This is a genomic window from Nocardioides panacisoli (assembly GCF_019448235.1).
In the GTDB taxonomy this organism is placed as follows: Bacteria; Actinomycetota; Actinomycetes; order Propionibacteriales; family Nocardioidaceae; genus Nocardioides; species Nocardioides panacisoli_A.
In genome coordinates, this window is the sequence record NZ_CP080409.1 from 455,517 (window position 1) to 469,390 (window position 13,874).

Genomic DNA, 13,874 nt, shown 5'->3' on the forward strand with positions numbered 1-13,874 from the left:
GTTGACTCTCGTTTGCGCCGGCTTCGTGCCTTCGACCTGAACTGTCGCCGGCCGGGGGCGCACGCACCGGCCGGACGGAGCGTGACCTGATAGGAGCTTGGCCGCGCCTCGTCACTGTGCTGTCCGCCCGACCGGCGGTGTGTGCCCGTCCCATCAGAACGAAGAGAGCGGTGCATCACCATGGTAGGAACCCTCGATCTCGCATGCGAGGTCACCGACATCATTGGCGGGGTCGACACCCACGCCGACACTCACACCGTCGCAGCGCTGGACGGTCTGGGTCGCCTTCTCGGGCACGCGACCTTCCCCGCAACGCCTGCGGGATTCGGCGAACTATTGCGCTGGCTGAGGAGCCACGGAAACGTGGTCACGGTTGGGGTGGAGGGCACCGGTTCCTACGGCGCCGGCCTCTTTCAGCATCTTCGTGCGGGCGGTCTGCGGATCGTCGAGGTCGACCAGGTGGACCGAGGCGCCCGACGCAAGACGGGCAAGTCCGATCCCACCGACGCGATCGCTGCCGCGCGTGCCGTTCAGGCCGGCACGGCGACCGGCACACCGAAGACTCGGGACGGCGTCGTTGAGTCGATCCGAGCGCTCAGGGTGGCTCGCAATGGTGCGATCAAGTCGCATACGGCCGCGATCAACGCGCTGCGGCAGACCGTCATCACCGCGCCCGCACATCTGCGGTCCCGGCTCGCGGGCCTTGGCGCTAAGGGCCTGGTCGACACCTGTGCCCGGTTGCGGCCCGGCGACATCCACGACCCCGAGCAGGCAGTCAAGGCCACGCTGCGACGCTTGGCCCGACGCTGCCAGATGCTGACCGAGGAACTCGCCGAGACCGACAAAGACCTCCAGACCCTCATCAGCCAGAAAGCCCCGGTTCTCTTGGCCGTCCACGGTGTCGGTACCGACATCGCTGGGCAGTTGCTCATCACCGCCGGCGACAACCCCGAGCGCCTCAAGTCCGAGGCATCGTTCGCAGCACTTTGTGGTGTCAGCCCGTTGCTGGCGTCCTCGGGCAAGACGAACCGACACCGGCTCAACCGCGGCGGCAACCGAGGCGCCAACAGCGCACTACACCGCGTCGTAATCGTCAGGATGAAGACGCACCCCGAGACCCGTGCCTACGTCGAACGACGAACCAAGGAGGGCATGTCGAAACGGGAGATCATCCGCTGCCTCAAGCGCTACGTCGTCCGCGAACTGCTGCCCCTCATCAAGGCCCCCGACCAAGAGCGCCCTGACCTGAAGCTCCACTCGATCGCCGCTTGACGATCTATAGGAGCTTCAGGTCAGCGGCTCGTTCGCCCAGTGGGCGCATCAAGCGATAGACGCAAAGCCGACGTGATTAGGTCGTCGGTTCGATTCCGACAGGCGGCTCCGGCGAACAGCCCCTGACCTGCGCAAACGTCGATGATGTTTGACTATTTGTATCACGGTTGTAACGACCGATGGCGGCAGAGGCCCGCGGGGTGGTGGGCTCTGAGGTGATTCTCAGTGCCTATGTCGCTGCTCTCGACGGCGGCGACTAGCGAGCCCGTCGCGGGTCTTGTCCCCCGCCGCGGTCACGTCGGCGGCTGTGAGCCGGGCAACGACCATCCGGAACGTCGATGATGCCACGAGCTCGGCCTGCACTTGGATCAGCAGGTTGCGGGCGAAATAAACCCGACAGCGTTGGTGCGGGACCCGTCCGTGGGGCGAGGCATGAGATTGCGTCGAAAAGGCCCGCAACTGCTGTAGCGCGCTGGCAAGGTCCAACAGCGTGCGCGCGACCCGCCTTGGACGCGAGGCCTGGATTGTGGCCGCCAGGGGCTGGCAAGTGGTCCTGGATCGAGTAGGAGCCCTACGCGCTTAGCGGGGACGATGCTCGGTATGTCGCCCGTGCGTGGCGCGGTGGGTTTTGTCTGGGGTGTGGGAGAGGCGCCTGGCCTTCGCGGGTGTTTGTTCAGCCGATGAGCGTTGCCTTGACCTTGCCCAGCAAGGTTCGCGGCCGGGGCGTGCGGGGGGTGCTGGGCTCCGCGAGGTTGCGTCGTCGCGCTTCCAGTTCGAGACGGTGGCCGACGTGAACTGCTGGTTCGTCGAAGGCGCTGGCCAGTCCGGCTGCGAGGGCCATGGCGGCCCAGTCGTTGTGCGCGGTTGCGCGGACGGCACTGGCAACTTCCTTGGTGGGAGGGTGGTCCGTGAGGTCGTCGATTACCTTCCGAACGCCGCAGTAGATCCGGGAGGCGTGCCGCCATGCCTCGATGACGGCCTCCGCGCGGTCCTCGGGTTCGTCAGCCAGTCTCCGCTCCAACGATGCCACCAAGCGGGTGTGCCATCGAAGGAGGAGCGCATTCGCCAGGTCTTCGATGCCTTCGAAAAATGCGTCGATGCCTTCGATGTCGGTGGGAATCTGCCCGTCCTTTCGGATGAGGATCTCCTCGATCACCGTGTGCAGGACGCCGGCGCGGCTCGGCTTTGGTGGTTCCTTCATGGCTTCTTCTTCTTCTTGGATTGGAGGCGGTCGGCATGTCCTACTGCACGAGTAGCGAGGCGTAGCCGCGGATCGGGCCGGAGCGAAGGCGGACCGCTGAGTCGTGGTCGACGTCCCAGTCACGCCGGCGGGCAAGCAGTGCCTCGAGAGCGATGCGTGCTTCGAGGCGGGCCAGGGCTGCGCCGAGGCAGAAGTGGATTCCGCGGCCGAATGCGACCTGTCGTTCGGGGGCGCGGTGGATGTTGAAGTAGTCGGGGTCGGGGAAGGCGCGGTCGTCTCGGTTGGCCGATCCGAAGAGCAGCAACACTGTGTCGCCGGCATTCATGCGTTGCTCATGCAGGTCCGCCTGTCGGGTCAGGGTGCGGGCCAGGCCTTGGACTGGTGAGTCGTAGCGGAGCAACTCCTCCACTGCCGCTGGTATGAGCTCTGGGTTGTCGGCCAGCTGCCGTCGACTCTCGGGGTGTTGGGCGAGGACGACCGCGCTGTTGGAGAGCAGGTTGGTGGTGGTTTCGTGCCCGGCGACGAGCAGCAGCAGGCAGAAGCCGAGGAGCTCGTCCTCGCTGAGGTGCTGGCCGTCGACTTCGGCGTGAACGAGTGCGGTCATGAGGTCGTCTTGGGGGTGGGCGCGTCGCTCCTCGAGGAAAGTCTTGAAGTAGTCGTAGAGGGCGGCGGCGGCATCCAGTCCGGCACCGAACTCGCCTCTGGTGGGGTTGGACTGGATGAGCGTGGTGGACCAGGTGCGGAAGCGGTCTCGGTCCTCGCGCGGGACACCGAGCATGTCGGCGATGACGATTGCCGGGAGCGGTCCCGCGAACCCGGAGACGAAGTCCCAGGTATCGGCGTTAAGGGCTTGATCGAGGAGGTCGTCGACAAGGGTCTGGATTTGTGGCTCGAGCCCGACGATTCGGCGCGGTGTGAAGGCCTTGCTGACGAGGTGGCGCAGCTGGGTGTGCCGGGGTGGGTCGGTCATGATGAGCATTGGCAGGAACAGCTCGGTCATGTCGACTCCGGGCGGGGTCGGGAAGATCCCCGACGCCGAGGAGTACGTCGCGGGGTCGGCGAGGGCGGCGGAGACGTCCTCGTAGCGGCTGAGTACCCAGGAGTTCGCGTCCGGGGACCAGTACACAGGTGCGTTGTGGCGAAGGTCGCGGTAGACGGGGTACGGGTCTGCGATGACCTCGGGGTCGAAGGGGCTATAGGTCGGCTGCTGGTTGGTCATGGGGACCTCTATCGGAGATCGGTTCATGTTCGTGCGTCGGCTGGGGGTTTCGGCTGGGGTCCGGAAGGTGCGCGGGTCGGATTCCGGGGTGGCCACCAGCTGCGGTCTTCGACGAGGGCTGCGCAGGCGGTGTCAGGGCGTTACCGGGCAGAGACGCAGTTCTGCTGCGCTCCACCACCGTCCCGAGCGGCGTCACGAGGAACGTGAGGGCGGCCGCGGCCACGAGCCACCCGACCACTGTCAGGACCGGAGAGCGGTGACCCGCGGTCATGACCACCGGCTCGCGCTTCGCGCGATGGTGAAGCATGCTGCGCATTGACGCCCCCGGTGCTTAGAACATCAGTTTGGACTAAAAGTACAACATGAGAGACTTGGTGATGCCAGACCGTGTCCGCAGAGAGGCAGGTGAACTCAGCGATGAGGAAACTCCCGGCAAAACTCGCCAGCCAGCTCTACGGAGCGGCCGAGCTCATCGCCGAGCGCGGCCTCGACGGCACGAAGATCGAGGACATCGCGGAAGTCACGGGCATCCCCAAGGCGACGATCTACTACCACCTCGACGGCAAGAACGCGGTCCTGGAGTTCCTGCTCGGCGACCTGCTGGATCTGATAGCTGGCGCCGTAGGCGTCGCCGTTGCTACCGAGGATGACGCACGAACACGATTGAAGGCCGCTGTCGCGGCTCAACTCGGCGTCATGCTGGAGCACCCGTACCTGTGCCGCGCCCTCGTCGGCGACCTTGGGCGCGCAACCCGGCTACCCGATCTTGCCGTGGCACTGCGCACCGCCTTCTACGAGCCCATCGAGCAGCTCATGGCTGACGGAGTCCGAGACGGATCCCTCCGTCAGGTCCCCGACCCGGGAATCGTCGCTGCGAGCGTTTTCGGCGCGATCACCGTCACCGGTCTCGGGGTCGCGGTCGAGGGCCCTTCGACCGACCCCCGGCGCGACGCGGCGCGGCTATCCGAATCGATCTGCATGTTCATCTTCGACGGCCTCGCCATGTCCCGCCCCGGGATGCCGCCTGGCGACGCGACGAACGGCACGACCTAACCGGGCGACCGCCCGTGGGCCGCTTCATCATGGAGACAGCGCGCCTCCAGGATATCGACGCGGCGCAGGTGTTGCCCGAGTGCGCCTTCGAACCCAGCCTGAGTTCACGAGCCGAACACCGAGTCCGAGCCCTACCCGCGGTAGTACTACCGGTCGTCGTACTGACTGACCCATGGGGATCTGTGCGAACTCCCGTTCGGTCTGGCTACCTGTGTCCCGTTCGTGACAGGTGAGCGATTGTCGTATCAAGGTCGTGATCAGCGGGGTGGAACGTGGTGGCCACTCGTCTCCGACTCTGTCCGAATGCGGCGACCCGCTCGGCGGAATTCGCCCGGCGACTGCCCGGTCCAGCGTTTGAAGGCATGGGAGAAGTTGCCCACGTCGCCGTAACCGAGGTCGATGGCGATCTGGCTGATGGGCAGCGTGGGGTCGAGGAGGCGCACGATGGCACGCTCGCGGAGTATCGTCTGGCGTACCTCGCGAAAAGTCGTGCCCTCGGCGTCGAGGCGCCGCTTCACGGTGCTCACCGACATCCCCAAGGTGGCCGCGACCTCATTGCGGCCACTGTGGTCAGGGTTCTCCTCGATCGCCCGCCTGACGGTCTCGGTGACGCTGGTGGGTGTCTTGTCGCGCTCGAGCGTGCGGCGCAGTTCAGTGATGGCCATGCGGTAGGCGACCGGGTCCGGGAACCGGCAGGGTGCTGAGAGGGTGTCGACGGGCACGTCGATGAACGAGGTACGTGCGTCGAAGACCAGGCGTCCGGCGATGGTGTCGGGCTGCGGCGTCGAACTCCTGGGAGCCTCCCAGGCCAGGTGCAGCGTCACGGCGGGTAGCTCTCCGGCCAGCATGTCGAGCAGCCGTAGCAGTGCTGCTCCTCCGTAGGCGATGACGAGGCAATCGAGAGCGGGGTCGCCGGTGTGCCCGGTGAGCCCCACCGTCAAGCCGGCGGAACTCTGGTGGAAGTGGGGCCGGAGGCTTCCCGAGATGACCGGGAGGTAGCCGAGGAGCTCGAAGACCTCGGCCACGGAAGCGGCACTGACCAGCGGCAGGCTCAGGGGTCCGAAGGAAGTCAGCTGCGCCTGTTCGGCGAAGGCGAGTCCGAAGCGGGTCGCGCGGTCGGGATCGAGGTCGGGGTACACCTCGCGAAACCATCGGATCGGCACCTGCTGGTCGCGTCTGACCAGTTCGAGTTCCGACCAACCCTCGCGGTCCACGATGCGACGGAAGTGGGCGACGGCGTCAGGTTGGAGGGCATCGCTGTTGAGGAGCTGGACGAAAGCCAGGGGAGGTACACCGGCTTCCTCGCGTCTCACCCAGCCTCCTGAGCCGAATTCACAAAATTCTGACGCGGGTGACCATAGCCACTTCGTGGGCTCGCCGCCAAGACTGGCACCAGTTTCGAGTGAGGAGTTTCGCGATGTCAGTAGTCACCTTCATCTCTCACGGCGGGGAGAAGCACGAGGCGCCGCTGGAGGACGGCGAGTCCCTCATGCAGATCGCCGTGAGCAACATGATCCCGGGCATCGACGGCGACTGCGGCGGGGAGGCGGCGTGCGGCACCTGCCACGTGGTGGTCGACGACGCATGGGTCGACGTGGTCGGACGGTCCACCCAGGTCGAGGAGGAGATGCTGTCGATGAACCCCGAGCGCGAGGCGACCTCGCGGCTGTCGTGCCAGATGAGGATGAGTGAGAGCTGCGATGGCCTGGTCGTCCGGCTCCCCGAGTTCCAGATGTGACCTGCGAGAGGACACCGACACCATGACGACATTGACGGCCGTGACCGACGCGATGACCGAGCGAGCTCAATCCTTGGTCCCGATGGAGCTCCAGATCCGCGGTGCCCACCTCTACGACAGGGCCCGCCGCTTCGTGACGCGGACCAACGGGCAGAAGATCTTCGTCGAGCGGCCCATCCCGCCCGTGGACGAGGTTGCTCTGGCCGACATCGACCTGAGCAACCCGTTCCTGTACCGGCAGGGCAAGTGGCAGTCCTACTTCGAGCGGGTGCGGAACGAGGCGCCCGTCCACTTCCAGGCCAACAGCCCCTTCGGTCCGTTCTGGTCGGTGACGCGACACGCCGACATCATTGCGGTCGACAAGGACCACGAGACCTTCTCGGCCGAGCCGTTCATCATCATCGGCGAGCCTCCGCGGTTCATGGATGTGGCCATGTTCATCGCCATGGATCCGCCCAAGCACGACCGGCAGCGCGCGGCCGTGCAGGGTGTCGTGGCTCCCAAGAACCTGCGGGAGATGGAGGCGCTGATCCGCTCCCGCGTCCAAGAGGTGCTCGACGGCCTCCCGGTCGGTGAGCCCTTCAACTGGGTCGACCTGGTCTCCATCGAGTTGACGGCCCGCATGCTGGCCACGTTGCTGGACTTCCCCTACGACCAGCGTCGCAAGCTGGTGGAGTGGTCGGACCTGGCCAGCTCCATGGAGCAGGCCAACGGTGGCCCCTCGGACAACGACAAGATCTTTCGCGGATTCGTCGACGCGGCGCGGGGGCTCAGTGCCCTGTGGCGCGACAAGCAGGCCCGCCTCGCGGCGGGTGAGGAGCCTGGCTTCGATTTGATCACGATGTTGCAGAGCAACGAGGACACCAAGGACTTGATCGACCGCCCGATGGAGTTCTTGGGCAACCTCGTCCTGCTGATCGTGGGAGGCAACGACACCACACGGAACTCCATGAGCGGTGGGGTGCTGGCCCTCAACCAGTTCCCGGACCAGTTCGAGAAGCTCAAGGCGAACCCGGACCTGATTCCGAATATGGTCTCGGAGATCATCCGGTGGCAGACCCCGTTGGCCTACATGCGCCGGGTGGCCAAGAAGGACACGATCCTCAACGGCCAGTTCATCCGCAAGGGGGACAAGGTGGTCATGTGGTATGCCTCGGGCAACCGTGACGAGCGTGTCTTCGACCGACCCGATGACCTCATCATCGACCGCGGCAACGCGCGCAACCACATCTCGTTCGGCTTCGGTGTCCACCGGTGCATGGGCAACCGGCTCGCAGAGCTGCAGCTGCGCATCCTCTGGGAGGAGCTGCTGCCTCGCTTCGAGAAGATCGAGGTCGTTGCCGAGCCGGAGTATGTCCAGTCGAACTTCGTGCGCGGGATCAGCAGGTTGATGGTCGAGCTGACTCCCAAGACCGCCGGGTGACCCGGGGGAGGGCTCTCGTCGTGGGAGCCAGTCATGCGGGGGCCCAGGTAGCGGCCAGCCTGCGTCAGGAGGGCTGGGACGGAGAGGTCGTCCTGATCGGGGACGAAGCGGCGCTGCCCTACCAGCGCCCTCCGCTCTCCAAGGCGTACCTCGCGGGCAGGAGCAGCCTGCAGGAGCTCGCGATCCGCAAGGCGGAGTTCTACGCCAAGCAGGAGATCCGACTGGTGCGAGCAACCGTGACCGGCATCGATCGAGCTGCCGGATGCGTCGTGACGAGCGAGGGCGAGACGCTGGAGTACGGCGGCCTGGCCCTGTGCACGGGTGGCCGCGCGTGCAGGCTGAGCCTGCCTGGCAGCGACCTCCCCGGGGTTCACTATCTCCGGACGTTTGCCGACGTCGAGGTGATCCGCGAGTCGGCCTTGCCCGGTCGCCACGCTGTCGTCATCGGCGGCGGCTATATCGGTCTGGAGACAGCCGCGTCCCTGCGGGCGCTGGGGCTCGAGGTGACCGTCCTGGAGGCTGCCGAGCGCGTGCTCGAGAGGGTCACTGCCCCCGAGGTGTCGACCTTCTACGAGCGGCTGCACCGAGAGGCAGGTGTGGTCGTCCGGACGGGTGCTCTCGTGGAGGGTCTGGTCGGCGAGCTGCGCGTCATGGAGGTGATTCTGGTCGGCGGTGAGCGAATCCCGACCGACCTGGTGATCGTGGGCGTGGGACTTCTCCCGAACACCGAGCTTGCTGCCGACGCGGGCCTGGATGTCGAAGACGGGATCGTCATCGACGACCACGCTCGCACCAGCGATGCCCAGATCGTGGCCGCGGGGGATTGCGCCAGCCATTGGATGGCTCGCTACGAGAGGCTCGTCAGGCTGGAATCCGTGCCGAGCGCTGCAGAACAGGCGAAAACGGCAGCGGCTACGCTGTGTGGCCGAGAGCGACCCATTGCTGGCCTGCCGTGGTTCTGGTCCGACCAATACGACGTCAAGTTGCAGATCGCCGGATTGAACACCGGGTACGACGAGGTCGTGATCAACGGTGACCCGGCTGGTGGGCGCGATTTCACCTGCTACTACCTCCAGCGGGGCCGGCTGCTCGCCGCGGACTGCGTGAACCGCCCACGAGACTTCGTGTGGGCCAAGCAGGCACTCGGCAAAGGGCTCCCGGTCGACCGAGCCCAACTCGAGGATCGGGTCGCGTCCTGATCCGGGCGCGTGGTGCCGCGAGCACGGCGTGACCCCCCGCCGGGCTCGTTCGCCAGCGAGACCGCCACTTCCGCCTCCCCCTTGGCCCGGGTCGCGGAGTGGTCCGTGACCGCAAGCGTCTGACATCGGAACTCTGCCTCGCCCACTCGGGCACCGCCCCTACAGCAGAAGGAATACTCCGTGAACCCTCCGCCAGCCCCTACCCTGGACATCCGCCGACCCGCCAGCGGCGAGGCGCTCAGATCGATCCCTGTCGACGACGCCGACCGCGTGCATGCCATGGCCCAGGACCTGCGCTCGGCGCAGATCGCGTGGCGCGACCTGGGACCCGATGGCCGAGCCGGCTGGCTGCGCAGGTGGAGAGCCTGGATCCTCGATCACACCGACGAGCTCACCGACCTGCTCGTCGCGGAAACGGGCAAGGTCCGACCCGACGCCTTGGTCGAGACCACCGCGTCGTGCGAGTTCATCTCCTTCTACGCCGATCACGCCAATCAGTTCCTCGCGCCCGAGCGGGTCGCCTCCACCGGCCTGCTCAGCCTGCCCAAGCGGCTCACCCGCAGCTACCGACCCCATCCACTGGTGGGGCTCATCGTCCCGTGGAACTTCCCCATCACCCTGTTCCTGATGGACGCAGCGCCGGCACTGGCTGCCGGGTGCGCAGTGCTGACGAAGTCATCGGAGGTGACGCCACTGACCTGCGCCCGCGTCATCGAAGGCTGGCAGGAGATCGGCGCCCCCCCGGTCCTCCAGCACGTCTCCGGCGCCGGTGACACCGGAGAGGCGGTGGTGGAAGCGGTCGACTTCGTGCAGTTCACCGGCTCGACCGCCACGGGCCGCCGGGTGGCGATGCGGTGCGCCGAGCTCCTCAAGCCGGTCAGCCTGGAGCTGGGTGGCAAGGACGCTGCCATCGTTCTCGAGGATGCCGACCTGGATCGGGCGGCGCACGGCATCGTGTGGGGCGGCATCTTCAACTCGGGCCAGGTCTGCATCTCCGTCGAGCGGGTCTACGTGGTGGACGCCGTCCACGACGAACTGGTGGCGAAGGTGGCCGCGGCCCTCGGAGCGCTGAAGCAGGGCTCCGGAGCCCGCGACGACGTAGGCGCGATGGTGACACGGGCGCAGGTGGACACCGTCGAGAGGCACGTCCGCGAGGCTCGGGCGTGCGGGGCACGTGTGCTGGTCGGCGGAGAGCGCGGCGACGGAGGCAACTTCTTCGCGCCCACGCTGCTGGTCGACGTCGATCACAGCATGTCCTGCATGACCGAGGAGACGTTCGGACCCACGCTGCCGATCATGCGAGTGGCTGACGAGGCTGAGGCGATCGCGTTGGCGAACGACTCCGCCTACGGTCTCTCGGCCACGGTGTGGACGCGCGACACGGCCCGGGCCCGGCGCATCGCCGATCAGCTCGACGTCGGAGCGGTCAACATCAACGACGTCTTCAGCAACCTGTTCGCCGTGGGTCTCCCGCACAACGGATGGAAGTCCTCCGGTCTCGGAGCACGCCTCGGCGGCGCCCAGGGCCTTCGAAAGTACTGCCGCGTCCAGGCGATCACCGAGCCGCGGCTCCCGCTCACCACGAAAGAACTCACCTGGTACCCGTACTCCGCCCGACGTACGGCCATCGCCGGACGCGTGCTGCGTCTGGCCGCCGGACGCGGCCTGCGGCAGCGTCTCGGTCTCTGAGAGGAAGAATGAATATGACGACATCAAAGTCGGCACGAGTGGTCGCGATCACCGGCGGAGCTCGAGGCATCGGCTTCCACACCGCCCGGGAGCTGATCGGGTGCGGGCACAAGGTGGCCATCGGCGACATCGACGAAGCCCAGCTCAAGATCGCTGCCGAAGAGCTCGGGATCGACGTCGCGGTCCGCCTGGACGTCACCGACCCCGCCTCCATCTCCTCCTTCCTCGACGTGACCGAGGAGGTCCTGGGCCCCCTCGACGTCCTCATCAACAACGCCGGAGTCATGCCGACGGGACACGCACACGAGGAGACCGACGACGTCACCCGTCGGCAGGTCGAGATCAACGTGCTCGGTGTCATCTTCGGCACCAAGATCGCCCTGCAGCGGATGCTGCCCCGCCGACAAGGGCACATCATCAACACCGCCTCCCTGGCTGGCGAGCTTCCCGTGCCGGGGCTGGCGACCTACTGCGGCACCAAGTTCGCAGTCATCGGTTTCACCGAAGCCGCCCGCTTGGAGTACCGCAGGTCGGGCGTCACCCTGTCGACCGTGCGACCCACCTTCACCAACACCGAACTCGTCTCGGGAACGAGCGGAGCCAAGGGCATGCGCAACGCCGAGCCGCAGGAGATCGCGTTGGCGACCGCTGCGCTCATCGAGCGACCGCAGCCCTTCGTACGGGTGACAAGGGTCGCCGGGACGATGGTGGCAGCGATGAAGTTCGTGCCTGAAGGGGTCGCGACCCGGCTCGGGTCGATGCTCGGGACCGACACCGTGTTCCTCGAGCGCGTGGACACCGACGCTCGCCGGGCCTACACGGAGCGGATCGGACGCAGCTGATCCTTCTCACGACTCAGGGCCGCGGACGCTGCACAAGCGTTCGCGGCCCCTGTCATCGCAGCTCCCGCCGGGGCCGTTGGTCGCGATGTTTCCCGTCATCGACGATGCCGTCGCATCCGCAGAGCCGATGGGAGGACGCGATGACGTTCGTCCGCCGGGAGTCGCCAAGGGTGCACTCTCCGATGAAGGGTGCGGACGTGACGATGTTCGCGACTCCCACCGGTCGAGCCGCATGCCGTCCGTCGATCCTGCTGGGGCATGGGCCGGGTGACCTGGCTCAGAGGGACCGGCTGATGATCTCCTTCATGATCTCGGAGCTGCCGGCATAGATCTGCGAGACGCGCATATCGGCCCATACCCGGGCGATGGGGTACTCGTTCATGTAGCCGTACCCGCCGTGCAGCTGCAGACACGTGTCGGCCACCCGCTGGGCGCGCTCGGAGCACCACAGCTTCACCATGGCAGCAGTGGGGATGTCCAGTTCCTCGCCGATGTGGAGCTGGATGCACTCGTCGACGAATGATCGGGCGACGCGAGCCTCGGTGGCAACCTCCGCCATCTTGAACTTGGTGTTCTGGAACCCCCAGATCGGTCGTCCGAAGGCGCTGCGGTCGCGGACGTAGGCCAGTGTCTCGGCCAGGCAGAACTCCATGGCAGCGACATTCGAGACGGCGACCAGCAGCCGTTCTTGGGGGAGCTGCTGCATGAGCTGGACGAAGCCCTGCCCCTCGGTGAGACCGAGCAGGTTGGTGACCGGCACACGAGCATTGTCGAAGAAGAGCTCGGACGTGTCCTGCCCCTTCATGCCGATCTTGTCGAGCACCCGTCCGCGGGCGAATCCGTCGGTGCTCGTGGGCACCAGCATCAGCGAGATACCGGCGGCGCGGTCGTCCGGGTCGGTCTTGACCACGGTCAGCACCAGATCGGCCTGCGACCCGTTGGTGATGAACGTCTTCGAGCCGCTGATGACGTACTCGTCGCCCTCACGTACCGCCTTGGTCTTGATGTTCTGCAGATCCGAGCCGGTGCCGGGCTCGGTCATCGCGATCGCACCGACGACCTCGCCGGAAGCCATCTGCGGCAGCCACTGCTGCTTCTGCTCCTCGGTGCCGTAGGCGAGCAGGTAGTGAGCGACGATGCCGTTGTGCAGGGAGGCACCCCAGGAGCTGTCGCCGACCCGAGCCTGCTCCTCGATCAGGATGGCCTCGTGGGCGAAGGTGCCGCCACCGCCGCCGTACTCCTCGGGAATGGACAAGCAGAGCAGACCGACGTCTCCTGCACGGTTCCACAGCTGCCTGTCGACGTGCTTGTCCGCGATGAATGTCTCGATATGCGGCTTGATCTCCTTCTCGCAGAACGTGCGCGCGAGGCCACGCACATCGTCGAGGTCGGCATCCATCCAAGGCGCGCGGCGGGTGGTCGTCATCAGAAACTCCCAGGAGGTCGGGTACACGGTGTACCCATCTGATCACGAAAGCCGGACTGGGTACAAGGTGTTCCATCGCGCGCGCGCTCGATGCCGGCCATCGGTGGGGTGGGCGCGCGGCCTAGGCTGGCCCCGTGGTCGAGGTAGGGCGATGGGTGGACTCCACGGTGCGGCGCCGCTCGTCGCGCGACGATGCGGTGCGCCTCCGGCGACGGCTCCAGATCGCGGAGGCTGCCCTGGGGGTCGTCGACGAGATCGGCGCCGACGCCGGCACCGCTGTCATCGCGGAGCGGGCCGGGATCCCGCGGCCACACGTCTACCGCTACTTCGCCAGCCGAGAGGACCTGGACGGAGAAGTGGTCCGTCTCGCGGCCCAGCACCTCAACGATCGGCTCAGGCCGCACCTGACGAAGCGCGGGACGCCCCTACATGTCGTCGAGGGCCTGGTCCACGCCTGCGCGACCTGGGCCGATGCTCATCCCCACCTCTACCGCCTCTTGGCCGCGCGTGGACACAGTCGTACCCTGCACCGAGCGCGCATGGGGCGCTCACGCCTGTTGGATGAAATTGCCGTCGCTGCTCGGGGCTACACCAACGCTGCCCCGAGCTCCTTCCCGGAAGGGATCCTGGTGGGCGTCATGGGAATGGTCGACGCCACCATCATCTGGTGGCTCGACCAGCGCGACGAGAGCTTGGACCTGATGGCGAGTCGCCTGTCCGGTCACGTCGTCCTTGTGCTCCAGGACGCCCTGGCCGCTCGAGGCATCGAACTGGATCTGAACGTCGAGCTGGAGCCATTTGTCCTCGAGTGA

The 13,874-nt window shown here is 66.6% G+C and carries 12 protein-coding genes; 8 read left to right on the top strand and 4 right to left on the bottom strand.

Annotated features, from left to right (window positions below):
- Positions 1-180 precede the first annotated feature (180 nt).
- Entirely contained in the window at positions 181-1,272 is a 1,092-nt protein-coding gene (locus KUV85_RS02245; RefSeq protein WP_219961593.1) for an IS110 family transposase, read from the top strand.
- A 673-nt stretch (positions 1,273-1,945) separates the two neighbouring features.
- Here KUV85_RS02245 and KUV85_RS02250 read toward each other — a convergent pair.
- Together KUV85_RS02250 and KUV85_RS02255 are read right to left on the bottom strand one after the other, a co-directional pair.
- Positions 1,946-2,473: a hypothetical protein gene (locus KUV85_RS02250; protein WP_219961594.1), complete on the bottom strand. Its 528-nt coding sequence runs from the start codon at positions 2,471-2,473 to the stop codon at positions 1,946-1,948.
- Between the two features lie 40 nt (positions 2,474-2,513).
- Positions 2,514-3,692: a cytochrome P450 gene (locus KUV85_RS02255; protein WP_219961595.1), complete on the bottom strand. Its 1,179-nt coding sequence runs from the start codon at positions 3,690-3,692 to the stop codon at positions 2,514-2,516.
- Positions 3,693-4,109: 417 nt separating this feature from the next.
- Here KUV85_RS02255 and KUV85_RS02260 point away from each other — a divergent pair, with 417 nt between their 5' ends.
- Positions 4,110-4,745, top strand: a complete 636-nt coding sequence (locus tag KUV85_RS02260) for a TetR/AcrR family transcriptional regulator (RefSeq protein ID WP_219961596.1) — start codon at positions 4,110-4,112, stop codon at positions 4,743-4,745.
- A 257-nt stretch (positions 4,746-5,002) separates the two neighbouring features.
- On the opposite strand, the gene KUV85_RS02265 is transcribed toward KUV85_RS02260, so the two are convergent.
- Positions 5,003-5,959: a helix-turn-helix domain-containing protein gene (locus KUV85_RS02265; RefSeq protein WP_219961597.1), complete on the bottom strand. Its 957-nt coding sequence runs from the start codon at positions 5,957-5,959 to the stop codon at positions 5,003-5,005.
- 203 nt (positions 5,960-6,162) lie between these two features.
- Here KUV85_RS02265 and KUV85_RS02270 point away from each other — a divergent pair, with 203 nt between their 5' ends.
- The 5 genes from KUV85_RS02270 (at position 6,163) to KUV85_RS02290 (ending at position 11,636) form a co-directional block, all read left to right on the top strand.
- Entirely contained in the window at positions 6,163-6,483 is a 321-nt protein-coding gene (locus tag KUV85_RS02270) for a 2Fe-2S iron-sulfur cluster-binding protein (protein WP_219961598.1), read from the top strand.
- A 40-nt stretch (positions 6,484-6,523) separates the two neighbouring features.
- Positions 6,524-7,906, top strand: coding sequence for a cytochrome P450 (locus KUV85_RS02275; RefSeq protein ID WP_237690184.1), 1,383 nt, complete (start codon positions 6,524-6,526; stop codon positions 7,904-7,906).
- A gap of 20 nt (positions 7,907-7,926) precedes the next feature.
- Positions 7,927-9,105, top strand: coding sequence for an NAD(P)/FAD-dependent oxidoreductase (locus tag KUV85_RS02280; RefSeq protein WP_237690185.1), 1,179 nt, complete (start codon positions 7,927-7,929; stop codon positions 9,103-9,105).
- A gap of 180 nt (positions 9,106-9,285) precedes the next feature.
- Positions 9,286-10,794: an aldehyde dehydrogenase family protein gene (locus KUV85_RS02285; RefSeq protein WP_219961601.1), complete on the top strand. Its 1,509-nt coding sequence runs from the start codon at positions 9,286-9,288 to the stop codon at positions 10,792-10,794.
- Positions 10,795-10,808: 14 nt separating this feature from the next.
- Complete coding sequence (locus tag KUV85_RS02290; protein ID WP_219961602.1) at positions 10,809-11,636, top strand: SDR family oxidoreductase; 828 nt, start codon at positions 10,809-10,811, stop codon at positions 11,634-11,636.
- 277 nt (positions 11,637-11,913) lie between these two features.
- Here the strand turns inward: KUV85_RS02290 and KUV85_RS02295 are convergent, their stop codons facing one another.
- The gene (locus KUV85_RS02295) at positions 11,914-13,089 is read right to left on the bottom strand and encodes an acyl-CoA dehydrogenase family protein (protein ID WP_337926633.1); all 1,176 of its coding nucleotides are present in this window, start codon (positions 13,087-13,089) and stop codon (positions 11,914-11,916) included.
- 107 nt (positions 13,090-13,196) lie between these two features.
- On the opposite strand from KUV85_RS02295, the gene KUV85_RS02300 reads away from it, so the two are divergent.
- Positions 13,197-13,874, top strand: a complete 678-nt coding sequence (locus tag KUV85_RS02300; protein ID WP_219961603.1) for a TetR/AcrR family transcriptional regulator — start codon at positions 13,197-13,199, stop codon at positions 13,872-13,874.